This is a genomic window from Chitinophaga japonensis (assembly GCF_007830125.1).
In the GTDB taxonomy this organism is placed as follows: domain Bacteria; phylum Bacteroidota; class Bacteroidia; order Chitinophagales; family Chitinophagaceae; genus Chitinophaga; species Chitinophaga japonensis.
This window is the reverse complement of record NZ_VLLG01000004.1, coordinates 598665-623871: the sequence shown is the minus strand read 5'-3', so window position 1 is coordinate 623871 and position 25207 is coordinate 598665. Positions and strand designations below refer to the sequence as shown.

At 56.8% G+C, this 25207-nt stretch carries 20 protein-coding genes; 12 read left to right on the top strand and 8 right to left on the bottom strand.

Annotated features, from left to right (window positions below; genetic code table 11):
* The first annotated feature begins 38 nt into the window (after positions 1-38).
* From LX66_RS19650 to LX66_RS19615, 8 genes are all read left to right on the top strand, one after another.
* Positions 39-1010 carry a S41 family peptidase gene (locus tag LX66_RS19650; protein ID WP_158642687.1) on the top strand — a complete coding sequence of 324 codons (972 nt, stop codon included), beginning with the start codon at positions 39-41 and terminating at the stop codon, positions 1008-1010.
* Positions 1011-1077: 67 nt separating this feature from the next.
* The gene (locus LX66_RS19645) at positions 1078-2139 is read left to right on the top strand and encodes an AraC family transcriptional regulator (RefSeq protein WP_158642686.1); all 1062 of its coding nucleotides are present in this window, start codon (positions 1078-1080) and stop codon (positions 2137-2139) included.
* A 74-nt stretch (positions 2140-2213) separates the two neighbouring features.
* Positions 2214-3662, top strand: a complete 1449-nt coding sequence (locus tag LX66_RS19640) for a serine hydrolase domain-containing protein (RefSeq protein ID WP_145716717.1) — start codon at positions 2214-2216, stop codon at positions 3660-3662.
* An 89-nt stretch (positions 3663-3751) separates the two neighbouring features.
* Positions 3752-4333, top strand: a complete 582-nt coding sequence (locus LX66_RS19635) for an RNA polymerase sigma factor (RefSeq protein ID WP_158642685.1) — start codon at positions 3752-3754, stop codon at positions 4331-4333.
* An 81-nt stretch (positions 4334-4414) separates the two neighbouring features.
* Positions 4415-5380, top strand: coding sequence for a FecR family protein (locus LX66_RS19630; protein ID WP_145716712.1), 966 nt, complete (start codon positions 4415-4417; stop codon positions 5378-5380).
* A 171-nt stretch (positions 5381-5551) separates the two neighbouring features.
* On the top strand, positions 5552-8803 hold the full coding sequence (locus tag LX66_RS19625; protein WP_145716710.1) for a TonB-dependent receptor: 3252 nt from the start codon (positions 5552-5554) through the stop codon (positions 8801-8803).
* Between the two features lie 21 nt (positions 8804-8824).
* Complete coding sequence (locus LX66_RS19620) at positions 8825-10360, top strand: RagB/SusD family nutrient uptake outer membrane protein (protein ID WP_145716708.1); 1536 nt, start codon at positions 8825-8827, stop codon at positions 10358-10360.
* 20 nt (positions 10361-10380) lie between these two features.
* Positions 10381-11241, top strand: coding sequence for a glycerophosphodiester phosphodiesterase family protein (locus LX66_RS19615; RefSeq protein ID WP_145716706.1), 861 nt, complete (start codon positions 10381-10383; stop codon positions 11239-11241).
* 1 nt (position 11242) lies between these two features.
* Here the strand turns inward: LX66_RS19615 and LX66_RS19610 are convergent, their stop codons facing one another.
* Both LX66_RS19610 and LX66_RS19605 read right to left on the bottom strand, forming a co-directional pair.
* A complete protein-coding gene (locus tag LX66_RS19610) occupies positions 11243-12970 on the bottom strand; it encodes a GMC oxidoreductase (protein ID WP_145716704.1) in 1728 nt (575 codons plus the stop codon).
* Positions 12971-13256: 286 nt separating this feature from the next.
* On the bottom strand, positions 13257-14327 hold the full coding sequence (locus LX66_RS19605; protein ID WP_145716702.1) for a CapA family protein: 1071 nt from the start codon (positions 14325-14327) through the stop codon (positions 13257-13259).
* Between the two features lie 233 nt (positions 14328-14560).
* On the opposite strand from LX66_RS19605, the gene LX66_RS19600 reads away from it, so the two are divergent.
* Positions 14561-15709 (top strand): putative sensor domain DACNV-containing protein, encoded by a 1149-nt coding sequence (locus LX66_RS19600; protein ID WP_211366391.1) that lies wholly within the window; start codon positions 14561-14563, stop codon positions 15707-15709.
* Positions 15710-15765: 56 nt separating this feature from the next.
* On the top strand, positions 15766-16521 hold the full coding sequence (locus LX66_RS19595; RefSeq protein WP_211366388.1) for an SDR family NAD(P)-dependent oxidoreductase: 756 nt from the start codon (positions 15766-15768) through the stop codon (positions 16519-16521).
* Here LX66_RS19595 and LX66_RS19590 read toward each other — a convergent pair.
* The 5 genes from LX66_RS19590 to LX66_RS19570 form a co-directional block, all read right to left on the bottom strand.
* A complete protein-coding gene (locus LX66_RS19590; protein WP_145716700.1) occupies positions 16493-17521 on the bottom strand; it encodes a beta-ketoacyl-ACP synthase III in 1029 nt (342 codons plus the stop codon). The two genes, LX66_RS19595 and LX66_RS19590, sit on opposite strands and share 29 nt — an antisense overlap.
* A 25-nt stretch (positions 17522-17546) precedes the next feature.
* Positions 17547-18536: a beta-ketoacyl-ACP synthase III gene (locus tag LX66_RS19585; protein WP_145716698.1), complete on the bottom strand. Its 990-nt coding sequence runs from the start codon at positions 18534-18536 to the stop codon at positions 17547-17549.
* 46 nt (positions 18537-18582) lie between these two features.
* On the bottom strand, positions 18583-19449 hold the full coding sequence (locus LX66_RS19580; protein WP_145716696.1) for a hypothetical protein: 867 nt from the start codon (positions 19447-19449) through the stop codon (positions 18583-18585).
* 64 nt (positions 19450-19513) lie between these two features.
* Positions 19514-20962 (bottom strand): acyl-CoA dehydrogenase family protein, encoded by a 1449-nt coding sequence (locus tag LX66_RS19575; RefSeq protein WP_145716694.1) that lies wholly within the window; start codon positions 20960-20962, stop codon positions 19514-19516.
* A 64-nt stretch (positions 20963-21026) separates the two neighbouring features.
* A complete protein-coding gene (locus LX66_RS19570; RefSeq protein WP_145716692.1) occupies positions 21027-21563 on the bottom strand; it encodes a DinB family protein in 537 nt (178 codons plus the stop codon).
* An 87-nt stretch (positions 21564-21650) separates the two neighbouring features.
* Between LX66_RS19570 and LX66_RS19565 the strand changes: the two genes are divergently transcribed.
* Positions 21651-22487: a CvfB family protein gene (locus LX66_RS19565; RefSeq protein ID WP_145716690.1), complete on the top strand. Its 837-nt coding sequence runs from the start codon at positions 21651-21653 to the stop codon at positions 22485-22487.
* An 87-nt stretch (positions 22488-22574) separates the two neighbouring features.
* On the opposite strand, the gene LX66_RS19560 is transcribed toward LX66_RS19565, so the two are convergent.
* Entirely contained in the window at positions 22575-23849 is a 1275-nt protein-coding gene (locus LX66_RS19560) for a DEAD/DEAH box helicase (protein ID WP_145716688.1), read from the bottom strand.
* Positions 23850-24252: 403 nt separating this feature from the next.
* Here LX66_RS19560 and LX66_RS19555 point away from each other — a divergent pair, with 403 nt between their 5' ends.
* Positions 24253-25206, top strand: coding sequence for a helix-turn-helix transcriptional regulator (locus LX66_RS19555; RefSeq protein ID WP_145716686.1), 954 nt, complete (start codon positions 24253-24255; stop codon positions 25204-25206).
* The last annotated feature ends 1 nt before the right edge of the window (position 25207 follow it).

Below are 25207 nucleotides of genomic sequence, written 5' to 3'. Positions count from 1 at the left end.
GCATCTTTGTGGTACAAAAAAATTCAGGTATGTATAACATGAAACCGCTACTGGTATTACTGGCCATCACGCTCATCGCCAACGCTGCCCCGGCGCAGCAGCAGCCCGTACCCGCAAAGGAGATGGAAACGGCCCTCACCACCATCGCTGCTTTGGTGAAGGATCATTATGTATTTAAGGAAAAAGGGGCGCAGACTGCGCAGCACCTGCTGAGCCAATACCGGCAGGGCGCTTTCCGCAGCGCCGGTAACTGGGAGGCCTTTGACTCCATTGCTACGGCCCTGCTGCGCAATTTCGCGCATGACGGTCATTTGTACGTGCGTTACGGGCCGGGTATTGTAAAGGAGCTGCGTGCGCCCGCCGATACCGCGCAGCAGGGGGAGGATGTGTTCCACTACGGGCCTGACGCGGAAAAAAATAACTTCGGTTTTCACGCCCTGGAAATACTGGAAGGGAACACCGGTTATATCCATTTGTCCGAGATTAATATATCCGCCAAAAGCCTCCCGGTGCTCTATGCCGCCATGCAGTTCGTGGCTCATACGCAGGCACTCGTCATTGACCTGCGGGACAACGGCGGCGGTGGCAGCGAGGTGGGCGCCGTGCTGGAAAGTTATTTCCTGCCCAAAGATGTTCCCCTGCTGGAGGTGCAGGGCCGCAACGGTCCGCTGGAAACGGTAAAGACCGTGCCCTGGCTGCTGCAGGAAAAGTACCGGCAGCCCCTGTATATCCTGGTCAATAAGGGAACGGCTTCCGCGGCAGAAGCCCTGGCGTTTACCCTGCAGGCGCACAAACGGGCCGTGATCATCGGGCAGCCCTCTGCCGGCGGCGCGCATATGAACACCTGGTACCCGGTGAATGCATCCATCTATGTATCCATATCCACCGCAGCGCCGGTGTTGCCGGGCACCACCACTTCCTGGGAGCAGCGGGGCGTGCAGCCGGATCATGTAACGGCGCCGGGTGCGGAATTGACCACCGCCCGGCAATTGATCCATAAGCAACCGTAGCACGCTTATTATCATTACATTTGAACAAACAACCCTGCCGGCGCAAAGCAGGGTAATCATGACGGCCATGACCTTTGGGAATAATTTACTTTTTTTCTTCAGCGCGCTGGGGGCATTTAATGGTCTCATCGCCGGCACATACTTCCTTTGCTTCACCGCGAAGCGAACCTTGTCCAACTATTTCCTGGGCGGCCTGTTGATGGCGCTGAGCATCCGTATTGGAAAGTCCGTCGCCTATTTTTTTGACCATGATCTGCCAAGAACGGTCCTGCAGCTTGGCCTGACGGCCTGCCTGTTCATCGGCCCCTTTTTATATTGCTTTGTGAAAACGGAAATACAGCAGGTCCGGAAACTGCCGGTATCGTGGCGTGTGCAGCTATTAGCCTGGTCCGCGGTGATGCTGGTAACCGGTTTGGTTTTTCCCTATGCGCACTTCCCCCGCCTTTGGACGCATTACATGATCCCGGCGATCTATCTGCAATGGGGTATTTACATTGCCCTCACAGCAGCTTCGGTCCAGTCGCTTTTTAAAAAGATCAGGGGCGGGGAAAAGCTGAAGCCCTTCGAAAAGTGGATACTGACGATCTGCGCAACGATTTTTTTGCTGTTTACTGCCTATGTGTGGGCCTATGCAAACATCACCAAAGGCAGCTATATTATAGGACCGTTGTACTTTTCCCTGGTAACCTATCTTGTTATATTCATACTGCTGCACCGGAAAAAAGCAAATGACCTGTCTTCTTTTGCCGCTCAGAAATATGGCGACAGGAAGCTGGATGAGGAGGATGCCCAACGGATCATTGCTCAATTGCATAAGGTCATGAGCGGGCAGGCGCTTTTCCGGAACCCCCGGTTAAAGGTAGGCGACCTGGCCCGCGAGGTCAACATACCCGGCCACCAGTTGTCCAGGATACTGAATGACAGCCTGCAGAAAAACTTCACCCTTTTTGTGAATGAATACCGGGTTGCCGCGGCTTGTAAGATGCTGTCGTCCGGGACAAATTTCACGATAGCCGCCGTCGGCGAGGAAGTGGGCTTTAACTCAAAGTCCACTTTCTTTGCCGCCTTCAAAAAGATTAAAGGCCTGACCCCCAATGAATATATGCGGGAAATTACTCCGGATTTATAAATCCGTACTAATGTCTGGAGGTTTTAATGCCCCGGGAATACAGGAAACCGGATCTTTGGCGAAACACTTTTTAAATGAGAGAAATAGCCCTGTTACTGAGCCTGTTATCCGCCTGTTTTCCCGCATTTTGCCAGGATGCTCCCGCCGATGTGGAGGCAGGGAGGAAGATCGATTCCCTGTTTGCCGCTTACAATTCGCAGACCCCCGGTGCTGCCGTAGCCATTGTGAAGGACGGCAAAGTCGTTTTCCGGAAAGGATATGGAATGGCCGACCTGGACCACGATATACCGGTCACGCCACAGACGGTCTTTAATATTGCCTCGGTATCAAAACAATTTACCGCCTTTGCCGTATACCTCCTGGCCGGTGAAGGCAGGATCTCCCTTGAGGATGATATCCGGAAATACATCACCGAACTGCCGGATTACGGTAGCGTGATCCGGGTGAAGCATTTGCTGGGCCATACCAGCGGTTTAAGGGACCAGGCCGCCATCGGGTCCTTAGCCGGGAACCGGCAGGGTGATGTCTCAACGACCGGGCAGGTTTTGCAATTAATGGCAAGGCAGCGGAATTTGAATTTCACGCCGGGTACTGCCTTCGGATACTGCAACACCGGCTATACCCTGCTCGCGGAGATCATACACCGCGTAACCGGCCAATCGTTTGCGGCCTACACGGAAGAGAAAATTTTCAGGCCGCTCGGGATGGCCAGCACGCAGTTTTGTGACAACTACGGGAAAGTGGTAAAGCATAAAGCCGCATCCTACGAGCTGATAAACGGAGCTTATTACCACCAGCCATTGAACGTTTCCAATCCCGGGCCTTCCAATCTCCTGACGACCGTGGATGATCTGGTTAAATGGGTATTGAATTTCGAGCACCCGGTAGTGGGAACGCCGGCGTTGATAAAAGCGTTCAACGAAGCGTCCTGCCTGGACAATGGCCGGAAAGTGGTATTGCGGATACCCGGGGACGGCGATACGATCTTTCATGCGAAAGGACAAAACCTATGGAAGTACAAAGGGGTGGATGTGATCTCGCACGGAGGACATGCAGCGGCTTTCCGGACTTTTATGGGGCGTTTCCCCGGTGAGCGTCTTGCCATTATTGCGCTCAGTAACGATGAGCACAATGAAAGGCTGAACGCCCGCTGGCAGATGGCCGGCTTTTATATAAAAGATAAACTGAAAGAGGAAACGCCGTCTGCCGCCGCACCCGGCCCGTCAACCAGTACACCTGCCGTATCATATCCCTCCAACCTGGAGGAATTTGCAGGCGGGTATTACAGCGAAGAGCTTGGCACCAGCTATACGTTCGTCGTGCGCGGGAATGTACTCGTCATGACGCACCTGAGGCTGGAAGATATTGTATTGAAGCGGGTAGGCGACCATAAATTTTCCGGCGCCGGCCCGGAAACCTTTGCATTTGAAATGGAGTTTCTGGAGAATGAAAAACACGTTGTGACCGGCTTCGCGATCTCGAATTTCGGGGTAAAGCAATTGAAGTTCATAAAAGTGAAGTAACCATTATTTAATATAAAATATCCATACCCGCCTGTTAATTTTGGCCGTATCCGGGCAGCCGTTGTGCTGCCTGGATGGGGCGGCCAGATATGTACCAGTCTTTATATCCCGGACAGTTAAGCGAGCTACACGATGAAGCGCTGCTGGAGCATTTCCGGCAGGGGCATGTTCCTGCATTTGAAGAACTGTACAAACGTTTCTGGGCAGCCCTGTACCTGCATGCCTACCGCCTGCTGGAACATGAGCAGGATGCGCAGGATGTGGTGCAGGAAGTATTTACCGCCATCTGGACAAAAGCCGGCGATATAGAGCTGACAGGCTCCCTGGCGGCGTACCTCTACGTAGCAGTGCGCAACCGGGTGCTGAACCTGGTGGCCCGCAAGCGTACTTACCGGCAGCACCTCGACTCCCTGCAACAGTTCATGGCGGAAACCGACCATTCTTTATTACAGCATTTGTCGGAAAAGGAAATGGCCGCACAGATAGAGCTGGAGATCAGCCGCCTGCCGCCCCGCATGCGCGAAGTATTTGAGCTGAGCCGCAAAACAGCGCTGTCCCACCGTGAAATAGCCAGCCGCCTGCAGCTTTCCCAGGAAACGGTGAAAAAGCAGATCAGCAATGCCATCCGCACCCTGCGGCAGAAGGTATCCCATTACCTTTTCCTGTTCTGATGGTCGTCACTTAACATTAAGGTAACACACCTGCCTACCCCTCCCGCCTTTTACAATTGTCATTTAAGTAAGTAAGCAATCATGAGCACGCAACCAACAAAAGCACTGCTTGAAAAGTATGTGGCCGGGAAATGCACACCGGGGGAACGGCTGCTGGTGGAAGCCTGGTACCGGCAGGAGCAGGAGCGCCGCAGCAGCCAGGCCCTGCCGGAGCTGCAGCACACGGAGCAGGCCATCTGGGAAAAGATACAGCATACTGTCAGGCAGCCGGCAAAACGTGTACCCGTTTCCCGTTATACGGCCCTGAAAGTTGCCGCCTGCCTGCTGCTGTTGCTGGGAGCGGGTTACCTGCTGCAACGCCTGTGGCCTGCAACGCCCCGGTGGCTGGAAGTGGCCGCACAGGGCCGCCCGCTGCAGTTGCAGTTGGACGACGGCTCTGTTATATGGCTGAATGCGGGCGGGCGCCTGCGCTACCCCGCCAGGTTCAGCGGGCGGAGCAGGCTGGTAGAGCTGCTGGGCGGGGAGGCTTGCCTGGACGTACGGCAGGACCCCGCGCACCCCTTCCTGGTAAAATGCGGCGGCACCCGCACCCGCGTGCTGGGCACGGTATTCAATATACGTACTTATGAAGGGCCGGGCATGTTGCAGGTAACGGTACAGGAGGGCAAGGTGGCCGTGAGCTGTGACGGGGGACTGGAAAAGCTGGCCGGCCGTGAAATGGTATTGCAGCCCGGTGAACGGCTTACCCTTTACACCCGGCAGCAGCAGTGGCATAAGGAACGGGCAGACGCCGCCGCCATGAACGGGTGGACCGCCGGCCGCCTGCTGTTCAGCAACGAACGGCTGGACCTCATAGCCTGGCAACTGGAGCAACGCTACCGCGTACGTATATCCTTTGCAGATACTACCCTGGCCGGTTACCGCATCACCGCCGGCTTTGCAGCCGCCGATCCGCTGGAGGAAGTGCTGGATGCCCTGAGCCTGGCCAATAACCTGCACTATGCCATACAGGACGATAGCGTGATCTTCAGTAAACCATCACCTTAAAAATAAATGCCTATGTAAGCAGGAAGTCACTACACCGCACAAAAAAACCGGTAAGGCAGTACCTCACCGGCCATTCCCCGGAAAGACCGACCCGCAACGCCAATCACTGATCGATCTTCCGGCTGGGATGCTATAACGATTTGATTCAATCATTAAAACCCGTACAAAGGTATGAAAATTTGTACCAGTAACACATTGCTTATACTGCTGCTGCTATCTGCACGGCTTTTATACGGCGCTACCGGCGCACAACTGCCGGGGGAGAAGATAGACGCCGTTTTCCGCGACAAGTCATTGAAGGAGGCTTTCTCCATTATCCAGCAACAGAGCGGATACCTGTTCATTTATAATGAAAAGGCTGTAGCGCCCTACAAGGCCGTCAGCCTTAATGCCCGCCAGCGTACCATCGAATGGGTGGTGGACGAGCTGCTGCGCAACACCCGCCTGGCCAGCAAAGTACAGAACGGGAAAGTGATCATCCTGGAAAAGGAAACGGCGGCCGTGCCCCGCACCCTGGCGGCGCCGGCATTGAAGATCAGGGGCCGGGTAACGGACGCCAAAGGCATGGCCCTGCCCGGCGTGACCGTATTGGTAAAAGGTAGCAACCGTGGCGCCATCACAGACGGCGCCGGCATTTTCTTCCTGGAAGCGGCAGCAGGTGAAGTGCTGGTTTGCTCCATGTCCGGCTACCTGGCGCAGTCCATCGCCGTAAGCGGAGAGGAGATGAACATTGTGCTGCAGGAAGACATCAAGGGCCTGGAAGAAGTAGTGGTGGTAGGCTATGGCACGCAGAAGAAGCGGGATGTGACCGGCGCGCTGGCCTCCGTATCCGGTAAGGAGATCGCGGAACAGCCCGTGACCAATGCCATACAGGCCCTGAAGGGCAGGGTGGCAGGCGTGGATGTATACAACAGCGGCAATGAGCCTGGCGCCTCCGCCAGCATACTCATACGCGGGCAGCGCTCCATCACCGCCGGCAACGCCCCCCTGGTGGTACTGGACGGCATTCCCGTAATGGACGCCAGCTTCAACGAGATCAACCCGAACGATATTGCTTCCATAGAAGTACTGAAGGACGCTTCTTCCTCCGCTATCTACGGTTCCCGCGGCGCCAACGGCGTGCTGCTGATCACTACCAAACGCGGCAAAACAGGAAAGACCAACATCAGCTACGATGCCTATTACGGCGTTACCTCCATTACCCGCACGCTGGACCTGATGGATGGACCGCAGTTTGCGCAGTTGCGCCGGGAAGCCGCCAGAACCGCGGACCCCAACAATGAATACCCGCCGGATGCCACGCTGTTTGACGATATTGCCCTGCAATCCCTGGCCACCGGCCGCTCCACGGACTGGCAGGACCTCGTGTACCACCAGGGGGCCAAACAGAACCACCAGCTTTCCATTACCGGCGGAAAGGAGAAAACGCAGTTCGCCATCTCCCTCAACTATTTCCGGGAAAAAGGCATTATCGACAAAACGGATTATACCCGCGGGGCCCTGCGCATTAACCTGGACCACCAGGTGAACGACCGTATCCGCCTCGGCGTATCCACCTTTGCCAGCAGGTCTGTGCAGAACGTAACGGACAATACCGTGTTTGACAACATCCTGCGCCTGAACCCGCTGGGCGTGCCTTACGACAGCGCGGGCAACCTGCTGTTCCGCCCTACCAACGATGAAGGGCAGCGCGTAAATCCTTTGATGATCATCAGGAACACCACGGACCAGCGCTACAAGACCAGGGTATTTGCCAGCGTGTATGGGGAGTGGAACATTACCAAAGATTTGAGCTACCGCCTGAACGTAGGGCCGGAAATGGAAGTGGCACGCGAGGGCATCTTCAGGGGCAGCCTGACGGATGCCAACCAGGGCGGTAATGCCACGGCCAGCCTTACGGACCAGGAGGTATTCTCCATTACGCTGGAGAACATCCTGAAATACGATCACCGCTTCGGCAGGGACCATCATATCGGCGTTACCCTGCTGCAAAGCTCCCAGCAGCAGGTGGGCAACAGCTCCGGCATCAGCGCCAACAAGCTGCCCTCCGAAGCGCAGAGCTATCACAACCTGCAAACGGCCGGCGAAGTAACAGGCATCAGCAGCGACTACCGCAAATGGCTGCTGCTATCGTACATGGCCCGCGTGCATTACGATCTCCGGGACCGGTACCTGTTTACCGTTACCGCCCGGGCAGATGGGTCTTCCGTTTTTGCCCCGGGGCATAAATGGGGCTATTTCCCTTCTGCCGCAGCCGCCTGGCGTATAGATGGCGAGCCCTTCATGCAGCAGCTACGCGCGGTGAATGCACTGAAGCTCCGCGTGAGCTACGGCAGCACCGGCAATAACGGCATCCAGCCCTATGGCACTTTCAGCACCCTGCAGAAGGGAGCCTATGCCTTTGGCAGCACCGGCAACATCGGCTTCCTGCCCGCTACCATCGCCAATCCTAACCTGGAATGGGAGATCACCCGGGAACTGAACGTCGGGATTGACTTCGGCCTGTACAATAATCGTATAACCGGCTCCGTAGACCACTACATCGCCAACACAAAGAACCTGCTGCTCACGCGGAGCATACCCGGCAGCACCGGCTACACGGAAGTGCTGGAGAACATCGGCGCCACCCGTAACAAAGGCTGGGAGCTGAGCCTCTCTACCGTGAACATTGCCAGCCCCGGTGGTTTCCGCTGGCAAACGGACCTGAACATCGGCATTAATAAGAACGCCATTGTGCAATTGTATGGCGATGGTACGGACGATGTAGGCAACAGTTGGTTCATTGGCCGGCCCATCGGCGTGTTCTATTACTATCGGAAAACCGGCATCTGGCAGGCCTCCGAAAGGGAAGCGGCCGAAGCTTACGGCTTTGAGCCCGGCATGATCAAAATTGAGGATGTGAACAACGATAAGCAATACAGCGACCAGGACCGGGTGATACTGGGCAACAGGCTGCCTTCCTGGACAGGCGGCATCACCAACCGCTTTTTTTACCGGGGGCTGGAGCTGGGCATTGTGATCAATACCCGCCAGAACTACATGTTGTACTCCATGTGGTACGAGAACAACAACCGCCTGGCCGGCCGCTACAATAACCTGGATGTGGACTACTGGACACCGGAAAATCCTACCAACGATAATCCGCGCCCGGACAAGAACCAGGAGAATGTGTACCTGGGCGAGACCCTGGCATTCAGGGACGCCAGCTTTGTGCGGGTGAAGAACCTGTCGCTCACCTATACCTTGCCGCAGGCCTGGCTGCAGCATGCCGGTATCAGGAACCTGCGCATCAGCGCCAGCGCGGAGAATCCTTTCACCTTCACTTCCTACAAGGGCCAGGACCCGGAATTTGAAACAGACGGCACCCGCGCCATGTACCCGACCGTGAAGATGTACGCCATCGGGCTGAACGCCGCTTTTTAAAAACGATAAAATGACCAGACAATGCAAAGGTATCAACTTTTTATAACAGTGCTCTGCGGCTGCATGGCATTGGCTTCCTGTAGCCTCGAAGAAAAGGACCTGTACAAACCCGTGCCGGAATCCATTTACAGCGATGCCGCCGGTATCGGCAATGGCGTAACCGGCGTGTACAGCAAGCTGCGCGAGCTCTACGGCTCACAGAAAGGTTTTACCCTCACCACCATGGGCACAGATATTTTCCAGCACGGAAAGGACGGCGGCTACAAGTTCATGGACGATTATTCCACCGCCCTCAATGCGTCCAACGGTTACCTGCAAGACCTCTGGAACGACTGCTATGAAGGCATCAACGCCGCCAATACCATCCTCGACCGGATCGATGCAGTAGAGATGGAGGAAGCTGCCCGTAACCGCTATAAAGCGGAGACCCGCTTTTTACGCGCGCACTATTATTACTGGCTCACCCTGCAATTTGGCGACGTGGTGTATACAGACCATGAGACCAAAGGCGTGATCACGGATGCGGGCAGAACGCCCAAAGCAGACATCTGGAAAAAGATGCAGGAGGATACGCAGTTTGCCGTGGATCACCTGGACTGGACCGCGCCGGACTACGGGCGGGTAACCAAAGGAGCGGCCCTGCATCAGCTAGCCCGCATCAACCTGCTGCTGAAGGACTACGAAGGAGCGGCTACCGCCGCCCGCCGGGTGATCGATGAAGGGCCTTACCAGTTGCTGGACCGCTATGCGGATGTTTTTGATTACAATAACCAGCAGAACGCAGAGATCGTGTTTGCGGTGCAGTATATCAACAATGCGCTGTTTAACGGCAGCGGCAACCAGGGGCATGCATTCTTTACACCCGCCTATGACCAGTTTGCCGGCCTGAAAAGGGATGCTGCGCAGGGCGGGCGGCCTTATACGCGCTTCCGGCCCACAGCGTTTTTCAGGAACCTGTTTGACAGTAATGACAGCCGCTTTGATGTGACCTTCCGCATCTGCTGGTTCTACAATAACAGCGCTACATTGCCGGCAGGCAGGCAACTGGGTGATACAGTGATATGGGAGACCAGCCCGGGCGTGATGTCCACAATTGCACCCAATACAGATAACATGCACTGGGGCGTAAAGAAACACGACGACGCTACCCGTGCCAGCGTGCAGGACCTGGCGGGCTTCCGCGACTTCTTCGTGTTCCGCCTTTCGGAAACCTACCTGCTGGCGGCAGAAGCGCTGCTGCTGGCCGGGCGCCCGGACGACGCCGTGCCTTACTTTAACGCGGTAAGGGCCAGGGCTGCCAAACCCGGCACCACGCTGCCGCTGATCACGGCAGGGGAGCTGAATATGGATACTATGCTGGATGAGCGTGCCCGGGAGCTGGGCGGAGAAGAGCTGCGCTGGATGGACCTGGCACGCACCGGCAAACTGGTGGAGCGCGTAAAGCTGCACAACCCCAACGCGGCGAACATAAAAGCCTATCACGTGCTGCGCCCTATTCCACAGGCCCAGCGCGATCTTTCCACCGTGCCCTTCCCGCAGAATGAAGGATATTTTTAACCGGCATAAAACAGCTACAGATGAAACAAGCACTTATCGTCATATTTCTGCTCTGCTGCAGCCGCCTGCTGCAGGCGCAATCTGCCACCGCGCTCGACAGTATACTGGAAGATTTTTACCGCCACCCGCATCGCGTGCTGGTGGCGGCCCACCGGGCGGCGCACCAGCATTACCCGGAGAATTCACTGGCCGCCATCCGCGAGGCCATCCGCCTGGGCGTGGATATCGTGGAGCTGGATGTGCGGGAAACAAAGGACAGCGTGCTGGTGATCATGCACGACAAAACCATTACCCGCACCACCGGGCAGCCCGGCGCCGTAAAGGATTATACCTACCGGGAGCTGCAGCAGTTCCCGCTACTGCACAATGGCCAGCCTACCCAGGAAAGGATCCCTACGTTTGAGCAGGCCCTGCAGGCCGTGAAGGGCCGCGTAATGCTGGACATAGATTTCAAGGAAGGCTCCGTGGAGGCGGCAAAAAAGACCTGCGCCCTGGTGGCCGCCACGCACACCACACGGCAGGTGCTGTTCTTCCTGTATGCGGCTAAATATGCGTCCCTGTTGCACCAGGTGGACCCGGATATGCCCATCATGCCGCGGGCGCATAGCGCAGCCGAAACGGACACTATTATGCAGCAGGGAAAGTATGCGGCCATCCACATTGACGATTCTTTCTATTCAGACACCCTGGTACAACGGGTACGCGCCCACGGAGAACGGGTGTGGATCAATGCGCTGGGCAGATACGACAGGATGGAAATGCAGGAAAAGGGCGCCGGCTTCGATGCCCTGCGCGCGCAGTTTCCTTATGCCAACGTGATCCAGACCGACCTGCCCGGGGAACTGGTGGCTTACCTGAAACAGGAAGGCCTGCACCGTTAGTTTACAGGTTGCATTTTTTCAGCTCATCCACGGCATGGTCCGCTGCCCGGGCTGTTAACGCCATGTACAGCAGGGAAGGGCTCTGGTTGCCGGTGCTGGTCATGCAGGCGCCGTCTGTCACGAACACGTTGCGGCAGTGGTGCAGTTGGTTCCATTCATTGAGCAGGGAACTTGCCGGGTCCCGGCCCATCCGGCAGCCGCCCATTTCATGGATGTCCAGCCCCGGCGCCTGGTGATTGTCATACGGCTGGATATGGGTGCAGCCGGCTTTGGCCAGCATGTCTGTGCTTTGCGTAAGAAAGTCTTTGATCATTTTTTCGTCGTTATCGTCATAGTCCACGGACATTACCAGCAGCGGTATGCCCCACCGGTCTTGCTGATCGGGGCTCAGGCGTACGTGGTTGCTGATCTTGGGAATGGTTTCGCCCTGCATGTACATATATACTTCCCAGCCGCCCGGTTCGGTAAGGGCGGCTTTGTATGCGGCGCCTACCGGTGCGGAGGCCCGGCGCTCGTCCAGGCGGCGGCGGTATGCGCCCATGAACGTGGTGAACCCGCCCACGTAGTCGGTATCCTGCCGGTGCAGGTTGCGGTAATTGGCAATGATCGGTTCGGTAGGGTTGCGGCCGCTGTAATACCGGTCCTCCGGGCCTGCTATCTCTGCATGCACGGAAGCGCGGTAGTTATGAAAGGCCACGTATTTGCCCAGCAGGCCGTTGTCGTTGCCCAGGCCATTGGGAAAACGGTCCGAAATAGAGTTGAGCAGCACCAGGTTGCTGTTCAGCGCAGAGGCATTGACAAAAATAACACGGGCAAAATAATCCGTGGCCTGGTGCGTGTTGGCGTCTATCACCCTTACGCCTGTAGCCTTTCCCTGCTGCTCATCGTAAATGATGGAATGCACCACGGAAAAAGGGCGCACCGTGAGGTGGCCGGTTTGCTGCGCCCAGGGCAGGGTAGCGGACACGGAGCTGAAGTAGCCGCCATAAGGGCATCCGCGCATGCACAGGTTCCTGGCCTGGCATTGGGCGCGGCCCTGCTGCAGATGCACCGGCTGCGGATCCGTGAGGTGCGCCCAGCGGGCATGCACCAGGTAGCGGTCCGGGTAGTGTTCTTGTATCTTTTGCTGTATCAGGCTTTCCACGCAGTTCAGGTCAAAAGGAGGGAGGAACTCGCCGTCCGGCATGGCGTCAATGCCGTCGCGGGTGCCGCATACCCCGATAAATTTTTCCACGTGCGCATACCACGGCGCTACCGTATCATAGTCAATGGGCCAGGCAATACCGTAGCCGTAGCGGACCGGCGCCGTAAATTCAAAAGGGCTCCAGCGCTGGCATGCCCGGCCCCAGGTCAGGGACTTGCCGCCTACCTGGTAGCCGCGTATCCAGTCAAAAGGCTTTTCCTGGATATAGGGATGGTCCTGGTCCCGGATAAAGAAATGCGCGGTGTCTTCCGCAAAACCTGCCGCTTTGCTGATCAGCGGGTTTTCCTGCAGGAAGTCCTTCGTCATCCGGCCCCGGTGTTTGAATTCCCAGGGCGCTTTGGTAGCGGTGGGATAATCCTTTACATGGGTCACATTGCGGCCCCTTTCCAGCACCAGTGTTTTCAGGCCGTGATCGCACAATTCCTTGGCGGCCCAGCCCCCGCTGATGCCGGAGCCTATCACGATCGCGTCAAAAGTGTTGGATGCAGTGCCTTTGGCATTGATGTTAAAAGCATGAATGGACATGACGTGGAATATTTTATGAAAAACAAAGTCCGTGTAAAATATAAATTTTTACACGGACTTCTGTTGTAAGATGGTAGCCGCCACTATTCTACCCAGTATACCAGCGGTACGGTGATAAAGCCGTCGGGGCGCCCTCCCAGTTGCCGTCCGTCCGCACCAACGTAATGCGCACGTCATAGGTAGCGGCGATTCGGTCGGATAAAGGCTGCCCGCTGATAACGGGCAAGGCAGCAGCATAGCTCCGGGCAACCAGGAAAAGGGCCAGGAAACTGGAAACAAGGGGGGCTCAATGCAACCCCGCCGCCAGGCCAAAATCTTCCTGCGACAAGGCCCTGATAAGCTTCATGGCCTGCAGCGTGGTGTCAGGTTTGGGAATGCCTTCCCCATGCTGCAGGAAGGACAGCACCTTGTGCTCCACCAGCACGCCCTGCCGCGTGATCTTCACCTGCAGCAGCGGGGCCAGGTTATAGGGATGCTTCAGGTTGAAGAGGCTGTAGGTGGCAAAGTTGCCCAGGCTGTAGGCAATGAGCTTTTCCCTGTACAGCTCCATGCCCCGCACCACGTGCGGTCCGGAGCCGATCACCATGTCGGCGCCGGCATCCACGCAAAGATGGGCAAAGCGCATCACATCGCCCCGGTCCTGGCCGTAGAAGTACTCCCGCTTTTTCGGTATATGCGTGCGCGTAGTGCCTTCTGCGCCCCCGTGGAAGAATACCAGCAGCACGTCGCAGAGCGGGCGCAGCTCTGTAATATAGGCCTGCACCAGTGAATCGTTGTTCAGGTCCAGGCAGTTGTTGTGCGGCGCAAAGGACACAAAGCCGATGCGCGTATTGCGTACGGTCAGCGTATCCACCGGGTGCTGCTGCACGCCGCTGGTGCGGATCTCCTGCTGCTCCAGGAAAGCCAGCGTATGCTGTATCCCGTCCGGCCCAAAGTCATAGGAATGGTTGTTGGAAAGGTTGAGGTACTCAAACCCCGCCTCTTTGTACCACCGGGCGTATTTGGGCGGCGTGCAGAAGGCGTAGCATTGTGTAACGCCGCATTTTTTATACACGGCCGCGCTGTCGGATATCACACTCTCCAGATTGCCTATACGAAGATCCGTTTCCCGCAAAAAGGGAATGGCATGCTGCAGGATATTGCCTTCCTGCTCCGGTGGCAGCAGGTGAGGGGAAGGATAGCTGGACCCTATCATCATATCGCCTACAATGGAGATGCTGATAGTGTCATTGTACGGTAATTGCTGTGGTTGTTCCATGGCGGTATGGCCGGTAAAAAGGCAGGGCAGTGCCACCAATCCGATCACATTGAAGGTAAACAACCGGGTGCTTTGCGTGCTACGAGTGGTTTTTGGCATAGGTGTGATTAAAAAATAATTTCCGGCGGTTAACGGGTGTAAACATATATAAAATATTTTTCATTTACATGAAGCCTGTGTTAAAATTTTCAACAGGCGGGGCTATACATTCTTAATTGCCTGATAACGAAGGCCTCATACCACCGGCCTCCGGGGGCTGGCGCCGAAATATGCGTGAAAAGGTTAACTTGCGGCAGGATACAACAAGTGATATTGGTATTAATAACTTATGTATGGAATTGATTCATGAAACGACTTACCAGGCAGCCGCCAAGGTATCCGATGTGATAGAAACGCATTTCCTGAAACACCTGGCCGCCGCAAAGGAGAACGGTGAAGAAGACCTGGCCTGCCTGCCCGACGCAAAGATAGTAGAGAAGATCATAGACGTGGCCTTCTGGGCCAGCCTGCGCAAAGAAGAAGGAACATCCACCAAAATATCCCTGGCTTTCCTGAAGCCCTCCCAGGCCGGCAAGCCCCTGTTGTTTGAAAGGCGCCTGCCGCTGAACTCGAAAGTGCTCAGCAAGCTGGCCCCCGGTGTGGAGCGTGCAGGCGTGCACGTGGGTATCTGGCACGACGACGGCGAGCTGTATATATGGGGCACTACCATCAAACTGCCCAATTATTGTTTTGTGCTGGACGTATCGGAGCCGGCCCTGCTGGTGGTAAAGCAGCGCCGCATCATCGGCCTGGGCAAGTTCACCAACGTGGCGGTGCTGCGCGGCGACCAGGTAAAGGTGGTGGACGAGAACACCGGGCTGCTGCCCGACAGTCCCGCCATTCTTACCTCCCTGCTGGGCCTCAGCTCTTCCGCGCTGTGGAGCGACCCGGTGAATGTGCTTATTCAGATCGCCGTGGGCATGCGCGCCCACGGGCGGGGCGGTATTTTACTGGTCACCCCCTCCGCGCACGAGAACTGGAGGGCCTCCATCATCCATCCCCTGCAGTATGCCGTTCATCCTGCCTTTACCGGCGTTACGGACCTCGTGCAGCGCGACTGCGGCAAGGCCAGCGATATCTACTGGCAGAACGCGTTAAAGCGGGAAGTGGAAAATATTACCGGCCTCACGGCCGTAGACGGCGCTACGGTGATCAACGACCGGCATTCGCTGCTGACCTTTGGCGCCAAAATAGCCCGGGCCGACTATTCCACGCCCGTGGAGCAGATGCAGTTCATGGAGCCGGTGATAGGCGGCAGCCCTATCCTCATCCATCCTTCCAGCATCGGCGGCACCCGGCACCTGTCCGCCGCCCAGTTTGTGCACGACCAGCATGATGCGCTGGCGCTGGTAGCTTCACAGGACGGCTATTTTACCGTGTTCTCCTGGTCGGAGCAGGCGCAGGTGGTGCAGGCCCACCGGATCGATGTGTTGTTGCTGTAATACTGATGCCTGCTTACAGTAGCGCCTGCTATTTTTGTGCAAACCTTATTGATCCCATGGAAACACTGTTAAAGAACAAGGTAGCGCTGGTAACAGGAGGCACTTCCGGCATCGGCAGAAGCATCGCCATCGCCTATGCGCAGGCCGGCGCTAAAGTAGTGGTGAACGGCACCAACGACGAAAGGGGAGCAGCCGTAGTGGCGGAGATCACCGAAGCAGGCGGAGAAGCGCTGTACGTCAAAGCGGATGTAGGTAGCGCCAGGGACTGCGAAATGCTGGTCCATGCCACCCTCGCCGCTTTTTCCCGCCTGGACATTGCCTGTAACAACGCGGGCATTTTTCATACGCCCGTGCCCGTGGTTGATTTTGACGAACAGCTCTGGCAGCGCGTGATCAACACCAACCTGAACGGTACCTTCTACTGCATGCGCTACCAGTTGCCCGCTATGCTGGCGCAGGGCAGCGGCGTCATTATCAATATGTCTTCCGTAGCCGGGCAGATCTGCTTTCCCGGCATCAGCGCCTACGCCGCCACCAAGCATGGCATTATCGGTCTTACCAAAACGGCCGCGCTGGAGTATGCGGACAGAGGCATCCGCATCAATGCCGTAGGCCCTGCCATTATCGATACGCCGATGGTAGAAAATAATTTCACGCCGGAGCAACTGGACCTGCTGCTGACCAGGCACCCGGGCGGCCGCTTTGGCAGGGCGGAAGAAGTGGCGGAGCTGGTGTTGTGGCTTAGTTCCGCCCGGGCTTCTTTTGTGAACGGCAGCTATTACGCTATTGATGGCGGCTACCTGGCGCAGTAACGGCGTCGCCGTCGTATGCCCAGCGGATATAGCTGCTGCCCCACATAAAGCCTGCTCCGAAAGTAGCCAGCACCAGCTTGTCGTTCTTCCTGAGCTGGTGCTCATAATCCCACATGCAGAGCGGGATGGTGCCTGCGGTGGTATTGCCGTAACGGTCCACGTTCAGCATCACCTTTTCCGTGGCAATGCCCAGTTGCCGGGATACGGCGTCCACAATGCGTTTGTTGGCCTGGTGCGGCACCAGCCAGGATATATCCTGCACGGTTAACCCGTTCCGGTCCATCAGCTCCCGCGCCACCTTCTCCAGGGAGTGCACGGCCTGCTTGTAAATGGGGCCGCCGTTCATGTACACGTAATGCGCGCGCTCGCCCACGGTAGCTGCATTGGCCGGCAGGGCGGAGCCGCCGGCCTTGATGTACAGGTATCGCGCGCCGCTGCCATCCGTTTGCAGGATGCTGTCCAGCACCCCGTATCCTTCGTGGTTAGGCTCCAGCAGTACGCCGCCGCCCCCGTCCCCGAAAATGCTGCAGGTGGTCTTGTCCGTATAGTCGATCACCGCGCTCATTTTATCCGCGCCTATCACCATTACATTCCGGTAACGGCCGCTTTCAATAAAGCGGGCGCCGATGTCCATGGCGTAGAGGAAGCCGGCACAGGCGGCATTTACGTCTATGCCCCAGGCATTGCGCGCCCCTATTTTGTCCGTCACGATGTTGGCCGTACAGGGCATGGGCATGTCCGGCGTAATGGTGGCCACTATCAGGGCCTCGATGGCATCCGGGGAGATGCCGCGCTTGCGGCATATTTCCAGTGCTACAGGTACGCATATATCGGAAGTGGCCTTGCCTTCGCCTTTGAGTATCCTTCTTTCCCGGATACCGGAGCGGGACACGATCCATTCGTCCGATACCTGCGCCATTTCCTCCAGCTCCCGGTTGGTGAGGAGGTCTTCCGGCACATAGCCGCCCACCGCGGTAATGGCCGCTGTTATTTTATCCATAAAAAGAGATTTGGTTGAAAGATCATCACAGGCCCCAGGTAATATAGCTGGCGCCCCAGATAAACCCGGCGCCGATAGCCACCAGCACCAGCTTGTCGCCTTTTTTTAGCTGCTGCCGGTAGTCCCACAGGCACAGGGGCACGGTGCCGGCGGAGGTGTTGCCATAGCGGTGGATGTTCATCATCACCTTCTCCTGCGGGATGCCCAGCTCCCGGGCCACCATTTCCAGGATGCGTTTGTTGGCCTGGTGCGGCACCAGCCAGTCAATGTCCGTTATTTGCAGTTGGTTGCGGGCCATCAGGTCCTGTACGGCCCTGATCATGCCGGGTATGGCATATTTCAGCACGGTCTTGCCGTTCATCTGCACGTAATGCTCCCGCCTGTCTACCGTAGCGCTGGTAGCCGGGCGTGCGGAGCCGCCGGCCTTGATGTGCAGGCCGTCTATGTCGCTTACGTCGCTGCGCAGCAGCACGTCCTTTACGCCATAACCGTTGCCGGCGGGCTCCAGCAGCACGCCGCCCGCGCCATCGCCAAACAGCACGCAGGTGGTGCGGTCCGTGTAGTCCACCACCGCGCTCATTTTGTCGCCGCTGATCACCATCACGTTTTTATAACGGCCGCTTTCAATAAAGCTGGCGCCAATGTCCAGCGCGCACAGGAAGCCGGAGCAGGCGGCGTTGATGTCCAGCCCCCAGGCATTGCGCGCGCCGATCTTGTTCATGACGATGAGCGAGGTGGATGGCGTGATCCGGTCCGGCGTGGCGGTGGACAGTATCAGCACTTCAATTTCATCCGGCCGGATGCCGCGCCGCTCGCATATTTCCAGGGCTACAGGCGTGCACAGGTCGGAAGTGCCTTTGTCCATGCCCTTCAATATGCGCCTTTCCTTAATGCCAAAACGGGCGGTGATCCATTCGTCGGAAGTATCTACCATTTGTTCCAGCTCATGGTTGGTGAGGATATACTCAGGCACATATCCTCCCACTGCCGTAATAGCAGCCGTGATAGGTTTCATAGTCAGCAATATTTAAATGGTTAGTGGTTACACAGCGCTCATAACGTTAGCATAAAGGCATACTCTGTAAGTCGATGATATAGTGTCCGTAAATGATGGCGGCATCTGTCGCCTGTTCCAGGTTAACAATGAACTTATAGGACCGCCGGGAAGTGTGCAATACCTGCACGGCGCCGGCCAGGGCCGTTGCTACCGGCATCATCCGGGCGGTGAATATTTCCACGTTGTCAAATACCAGTTGGTCCGCGCTCACCGGCGCATACCGCTTCAGCCATTCCAGCATTCCGCCCAGCAGGCAGCGCATCACGAAGGAGGCGGGCACGCAGGGGTAGCCGGGAAAATGCCCCAGGCAATGCCGGTGGGTAAAAGGCGCTATATGGGTCCGGTACACGCAGGGATCGGCCGTATAACGGTTTTCCACCGCCGGCAGCACGGTGTCCTGCTCCATGCCCGGCGTTTCCACGCGCCGGTGCTGGGCAAACAGCCGCGCAAAATCCGCCGTGCTGAAAATATGGTAGCCCGTGGTCATGCAGTAAAGCTGCTGCCCGGCATCGTTGCTGATATGCGCGATGCCCTGTCCTTTCCGGCCGGACAGCCGGGTGCTGGTCACCGCCGCGTGCAGCGTACTGTTATTGTGTTCCGTGCCGTAGCGCACCAGCCGCAGGCGCTCCATCAGGATGTATCCTTTGGCTTCTTCCGCATGGAGCAGGGCCAGGTTCAGCGCACCCAGGGTGCCGGTTACCAGCATCAGGTCCGTGAAGTCCTGCAGGCGGTAATCGCCGGCCCTGCCCAGTTGTACGGAAAGGGTCTCGCCGTTGCGCGTGATTTCATGCTGCGGCAGTTGCAGGAATGGGGCTTGCTCCGCAAGATAACCGGCATAGGCGGCTGGGGTATGGAGGGCACCGGTGTCCATAATGGTTTGCTGTCCGTTTACAGGTACAAAATTAATATCCTGTGCTGCTACTGAAACGCATGTGCTATTTTTTTCCGCTGACCTCCACCATTACTGCTGTCGCAGCCAGTTCCGCTATGATACCTGCAATGCCGGCCACGCAGCATGCGATAGCGCTACGTGTATTGGCCTCCGTTAGTTCCATTTCCGCGCTGTACAGGGTAATGGCCGTTATGCCGAAAAGGCGCGCCAGCACCTTACCGTACAATACCATTTCCGCATGGCCCTCCGGCATTTTTTCCAGCGCGGGCGCATAGGCGGCAATATAGCGGGCGGAAGGGGCCGTATGGGGAAAGCTGCCCAGCATGGAAAAGAAGGTAAGATGCCCCTGTTCGCCGCAGGCGTCCAGGAAATGCCGGGTGATCAGCGGGTAGATCATGTCATTGGAGCCGCCCAGTATGGAAAAGCCCCGGGCGTCCTGCATGGCCTGGGCGGCAATATTGCTGGAAACATGATAGCGGTAGCCCTCGCCGCCGCACAGTTGCTGGTAGTGCAGGGCGGCGTCCAGCATCAGGTCCGATGCCAGCGTTTTTACGGCGCGCACCACGAAGATGTCCCGGATCTCGCTTTGCACGCAGTCCGTCTGGTGCAGCACATACAGGTACAGCGCCTGGCACACCTGGCTGGCGGCCGCCATGACGCCCAGGCGGTACTGCACGTAGCCGATGTCCATTACGGTGCCGCCGGCGGTGGGCCGGCTTTGCACATAGGCCAGGGCCTCCGCGTAGATCCTTTCCAGGAAGCCGCAGGCGATGGCGGCCCACTGGGACCAGGCCGCGCCGATCAGCTCCAGTAGCATGGTAAAGGACATATGGTCCACCGCCAGCCGGGCATGATCAGGAATAAAGACATTCATTTTGTTCATCCCGTAGTCGATCAGGCGGGTGCCTGCGGGGGAGTAGAGCTGCAGGGTGTCAAAGCCGCCATTGGCCCGCCGGTGGATAAAGCCGTTGAACTCGCCGGCCCGGTCGCCGGCTTCCCGGGCCATGATCAGCCACCAGTCGGCCGTTTTGCTGAAAGCCTGCCAGTGTTTGCGCCCGGTCACCCGGTACCCGCCCTCCACTTTTTCATAGAAGGCCTGCATCAGCGTAGGGTCCGATCCGGATACAGGGTCCGTAACGGCAAAGCCGCCCAGCGCGGCATGTTCATACAGGTCGTCCAGGAATTCCTGCCGGATCTGCGGGCTGCCGTGGTTCATCACGTTGCGGATGAACAGCAACCCGGTAATGTTGATATAAATAGCCAGGGATACATTGTAGTAGGCCGCCTTACGGATGATGTGGCAAACCTCTTCGTGGCTGCCCCTGCCGCCCAGGTGCTTCGGGATGATGGGTAACACCACGCCTGCTTCTACCAGTTTTTTCCAGTCGTACCGGGGCATATGCCCGGCAGGGTAGCGGTGGCAGTCAAAGGTGCGGAGCAGGGTTTCCAGTTGTTCCAGGAAACCGGTGGTGGTTAACGAAGGGTAGTTCATAGCGCGTAGTCTTATTTACAGGTAAAGCTAGCGCAGCTCCCTTGTAACCCGGCTGCAGGGTCCGCTATTTGACCCGCAGCAGGTAGAACATGTAATCCGTCATCGGCGCATCGTGCCAGCCCAGTTGGTGCCCGATGGTAATGAGCTGCCCGCGGTGGTAGCTGCTGTGGTTCATGGTATGCTGCACGATCTCGAACACGGGGCGCATCACTTCCCCTACAAAAGGAATGTCCACATAGCAGATCTCCTCCAGCTCCTCGTCGCCCAGCGACCGGATATAGCTGGTAAAGGCGGCGGATTGCTGCAGAATATCGGCATACACGTCCTCCACACTGCCCATGAAAACGGCGCCATAGGCAATTTCCGGCTCCCTGCCCTGCAGGGCGCCCAGCCAGAAGCTCTGTACCTGCCAGATATGGAACAGGGTCTGTTTGATGCCGGCAAAGCTGGAGGGCACGGCCTCGTCTGCCAGGTGGGCGGGCTTGGCCTGCAGCCAGTCCACCAGTTGCTGGTTGGCCCATTCGTTGTAAACAGCGTAATCGCGGGTCAATGAGGCCAGGGAGGCGGCAGGAGCGGCAGTGGTAATGGTAGCGTGTAACATAGAGTAGTGGTTTTGTGATACAAAGGAAAGACGGGGTAGTGACAGCCCTATGTCAGCAGGCTTTTTTTTTATCGTACATTTGCCGCTATGATAAAGATTGGCGCCTATAACAAGCTGAAAGTAAAGAAAGCCGCAGATTTCGGGGTGTTCCTGGACGGCGGCGACCAGGAGATCCTGTTGCCCAAAAGATACGTGCCGGCCGGCACATCACCGGGCGACGAACTGGAGGTGTTCCTTTATCATGATTCCGAGAACCGGCTGATCGCCACCACGGAAAAGCCCAAAGGCGTGGCGGGCGACATCCTCCTGCTGAAGGCGGTGGACGTGACGGACCAGGGTGCTTTCCTGGACTGGGGGCTGATGAAGGACCTTTTTGTGCCCAAATCCCAGCAGTTGTCCCGCATGCATAAAGGGCAGGAGTACCTGGTGCGGATCTATATCGATAACCTCAGCGGGCGCCTGGCCGCTACAGAAAAGATCGATCCCTATCTCAGTAATGAAACCCTTGCCGTAAAGGAAATGGACCCCGTGGAGCTGATCGTGTACCGGCGTACCGACATTGGTTACGTGGTGATCATCAACGGGCAGCATACCGGCCTGCTGCATTTCAATGACGTATTCCGGCCCCTCGATATCGGCGAGCGCCTACCCGGCTTTGTCAAAAACATCAAGGCCGGCAACAAGATAGATGTGGCTCCGGGGCAGGCCGGCTACAAAAGAGTGGAGGACGAAGGCGCCAAAATACTGCGCCTGCTGCGGGAGAACAACGGCTACCTGCCCTATCATGATAAATCCGACCCGGACGAGATCTACGCCTTTTTCGGCATGAGCAAAAAGACCTTCAAAATGGCTGCCGGGAGCCTGTACAAGCAGCAGTTGATCACTTTTACCAAGAGCGGGATACAGTTGATTAGCAATGAATAATTAAGAATTAATAATTAATAATCGTAAGGCCGGTGTTGCATTGAGACGCTCCTGTTACGAGAATTATTAATTCTTAATTTTTAATTATTACGGGGTGCCGGGTTGCTGCCTGGGCTTGGGTTTCGATTTGCGTTTGAACCGTTGTTTATCGCCGGGCTTATGGCCGCCGGGCCGCTTGCCATTCCTGCCTTCCGGGCGTTCGGAACGGGGAGGACGGGCGGCAGGCGGGGGGCCGAACTGTTCGGGCACCGTACCCCTGGGCACGGGACGGCCAAGGGTCTTTTCTATCCGGGAAAAGCGGCCCATTTCCTTACCGCTGACAAACGTATAGGCGGTACCGTCGGAGGCGGCGCGGGCCGTGCGGCCGATGCGGTGAATATAATCCTCCGCGTCTTTGGGCACATCGTAGTTGATCACCAGGTCGATATCCTCTATATCGATGCCGCGGCTCAGGATGTCCGTGGCCACCAGTATCTTCAGCTTCTTGTTCTTGAAGTCCAGCAGGGCCTGTTCCCTTTTGTCCTGCTCCAGGTCGGAGTGGATCATTTCTATGGAGAAGCGGGCCTGTTTCAGCGCCGCGTACAGTTGCTTTACATTCTGTTTGCTGGAGCAGAAAACGATCACGCTGTCAAACTGCTTCTGGGACAGCACATGTTTTACCAGGCCTATCTTCTGCTGTTCCTGGATCATGAATACCTCCTGCACGATCTTTTCCGGGGCCTTGTTGAGGGCCAGGGCGATGCCCACCGGGTTTTGCAGGATCTTCAGCGCCAGTTGCTTGATCTTGGGCGGCATGGTGGCGGAGAACATCAGGTTCTGCCTTTCTTTGGGCAGGTAAGAAATGATCTTGATGATATCGTCATGGAAGCCCATATCCAGCATGCGGTCCGCCTCGTCCAGCACCAGGTATTTCAGTTGCTTTACATTCACATAGCCCATGTTCAGGTGGGCGATCATGCGGCCCGGGGTGCAGATCACGATATCTACCCCGGCGGACAATGCTTTTTTCTCCGCGGCAAAGGATGCGCCGCCGGTGCCGCCATATACGGCGATGGAGCTGATGGAGGTGTAATAGGTAAGCCCTTCCAGCGTCTGCGATATCTGGATAGCCAGCTCGCGGGTGGGCACAATGACCATCGCGTTGATGCTGTGCTCATCGTTGGGAGACGTCAGCAGGTTGTGCAGTACGGGTAGCAGGAATGCGGCAGTTTTACCGGTGCCGGTTTGTGCGGATGCAATAATGTCCCTGCCTTCAATGATGGGGGGGATTACCTTTTCCTGTATAGGGGTAGCGGTTTCATAACCCATCGCATAAATACCGTCCAGCAGGTCGTCGTCAAAGCCAAATTCGTGAAAGTTCAATGTTCCTTATTCGTTTATGATGATTATTGTGATCAGTTAGTAGTTTATTAGCAGTATCTGAGGTTGCATTCATTCCGTCAGTGTAGTAACATACTATTAAAATCCAGTGAAGATAACGGAAATTTGCCGTTTAGCCAAATTTTAGCGGGCAAAATGACGGGGTTTGCCGGCCATTACCGGATTTTGGTCCGAAAGTCTACCCAAAATTGGTCCGAAAGTCTACCATGCATCCGGGATTTTCGGCGGAAATTTATAGTGTCCTATACAATGGATGAATTTTCCGGTCACACCGGGAAGGACTACCCGGTTGTGTCTGTTATTTTGAGGAGATGGAAATGTTCTGCCTGTTGAGGCGGGACACTTGTTTTCTTTCAACGCAAACTGGACCCAAAACCGTTTTGCCATGACCCATCGGCTGTATTCCAATAAATGGGGCCCATTGCCATGCAGCGCGCATATCCCTCCGCTGCTGGATAGCCTCCTGTTCCCCGGCGCCCTGCACCAGGTGGTGGCCACTGCCGGCAGCCATTGCTTTTTTCTTTTCCAGGAGCTGGTGGAAGGGGATATCAGGGTGCGCTTTGGCCATTTTTACTCCCGGGAGCAGGAAACTTTCCTATGGCTGGACGAGCCGGGCATTATCTTCCGCTTTGCGCTGGCCCGTTCCCACCAGTTGTACCTGTCCCAGGCCGGCCGGCTGCTGTTCCACGAAAGGAGTTTTAACCTCCTGCATATCCCGTACTTTTCCGCGGAGCTGCAGATCGGCCAGCAGGAGCTTTATGCCTTTGCGGATATCATGCTCCCGCCCGCTTATCTCCAGCGCTTTGCTGCCGGCTCCCCACTGCTTACATCTTTCCTGCAACGCGTGGAGAGAGGCCTGCCCGCTCGCTTAGGGCTGTACAACGGGATGGCCGACATCACCCTGTTGCGTTGGCTGGACGCCCTCCGCGAGGGGCAGCCCGGCAGCGCGCAGCAACTGGTACGGGCGGGCCTGCAGACCTTACAGGAAAAGCCGGTGCATGCGGCCGTCCGGCTCAACTGGCAGGAGATCGGGGTGCTCTACCAAGTAGCGGACCTGTTGCAGCAAACCGGCAAGGAGTGGGAGCTGCGGGAGCTGGTCCGCCGCTTTGGCATCAGTGCCTATAAGCTCAACAAAGGCTTCCGGCAACTCTACGGGCATTCGGTGGTGCAGCACCGGCAAGAGGAAAAAATGCGCCTGGCTTTGCGGCTGGTGCATGACAAGCAATATCCCGTGAAGCAGGTCGCCGCCATGCTGGGCTATCGCTCGCAGAACTTTATACGGGCATTCCGGCGCCGTTTTGGTTATACGCCGGGCCGCCATGCCCTTCAACTATCTTAAC

Excerpts from the sequence above, each read along its gene's own strand:
- LX66_RS19625 (WP_145716710.1), top strand. The coding sequence starts at position 5,552 with ATGAAAATTTGTACCAGTAACACATTGCTTATACTGCTGCTGCTATCT.
- LX66_RS19595 (WP_211366388.1), top strand. The coding sequence starts at position 15,766 with ATGGAAACACTGTTAAAGAACAAGGTAGCGCTGGTAACAGGAGGCACT.
- LX66_RS19615 (WP_145716706.1), top strand. The coding sequence starts at position 10,381 with ATGAAACAAGCACTTATCGTCATATTTCTGCTCTGCTGCAGCCGCCTG.
- LX66_RS19605 (WP_145716702.1), bottom strand. The coding sequence starts at position 14,327 with ATGCCAAAAACCACTCGTAGCACGCAAAGCACCCGGTTGTTTACCTTC.
- LX66_RS19575 (WP_145716694.1), bottom strand. The coding sequence starts at position 20,962 with ATGAACTACCCTTCGTTAACCACCACCGGTTTCCTGGAACAACTGGAA.
- LX66_RS19555 (WP_145716686.1), top strand. The coding sequence starts at position 24,253 with ATGACCCATCGGCTGTATTCCAATAAATGGGGCCCATTGCCATGCAGC.
- LX66_RS19570 (WP_145716692.1), bottom strand. The coding sequence starts at position 21,563 with ATGTTACACGCTACCATTACCACTGCCGCTCCTGCCGCCTCCCTGGCC.
- LX66_RS19640 (WP_145716717.1), top strand. The coding sequence starts at position 2,214 with ATGAGAGAAATAGCCCTGTTACTGAGCCTGTTATCCGCCTGTTTTCCC.
- LX66_RS19635 (WP_158642685.1), top strand. The coding sequence starts at position 3,752 with ATGTACCAGTCTTTATATCCCGGACAGTTAAGCGAGCTACACGATGAA.
- LX66_RS19645 (WP_158642686.1), top strand. The coding sequence starts at position 1,078 with ATGACCTTTGGGAATAATTTACTTTTTTTCTTCAGCGCGCTGGGGGCA.
- LX66_RS19600 (WP_211366391.1), top strand. The coding sequence starts at position 14,561 with ATGGAATTGATTCATGAAACGACTTACCAGGCAGCCGCCAAGGTATCC.
- LX66_RS19650 (WP_158642687.1), top strand. The coding sequence starts at position 39 with ATGAAACCGCTACTGGTATTACTGGCCATCACGCTCATCGCCAACGCT.
- LX66_RS19590 (WP_145716700.1), bottom strand. The coding sequence starts at position 17,521 with ATGGATAAAATAACAGCGGCCATTACCGCGGTGGGCGGCTATGTGCCG.
- LX66_RS19585 (WP_145716698.1), bottom strand. The coding sequence starts at position 18,536 with ATGAAACCTATCACGGCTGCTATTACGGCAGTGGGAGGATATGTGCCT.
- LX66_RS19565 (WP_145716690.1), top strand. The coding sequence starts at position 21,651 with ATGATAAAGATTGGCGCCTATAACAAGCTGAAAGTAAAGAAAGCCGCA.
- LX66_RS19620 (WP_145716708.1), top strand. The coding sequence starts at position 8,825 with ATGCAAAGGTATCAACTTTTTATAACAGTGCTCTGCGGCTGCATGGCA.
- LX66_RS19610 (WP_145716704.1), bottom strand. The coding sequence starts at position 12,970 with ATGTCCATTCATGCTTTTAACATCAATGCCAAAGGCACTGCATCCAAC.
- LX66_RS19580 (WP_145716696.1), bottom strand. The coding sequence starts at position 19,449 with ATGGACACCGGTGCCCTCCATACCCCAGCCGCCTATGCCGGTTATCTT.
- LX66_RS19630 (WP_145716712.1), top strand. The coding sequence starts at position 4,415 with ATGAGCACGCAACCAACAAAAGCACTGCTTGAAAAGTATGTGGCCGGG.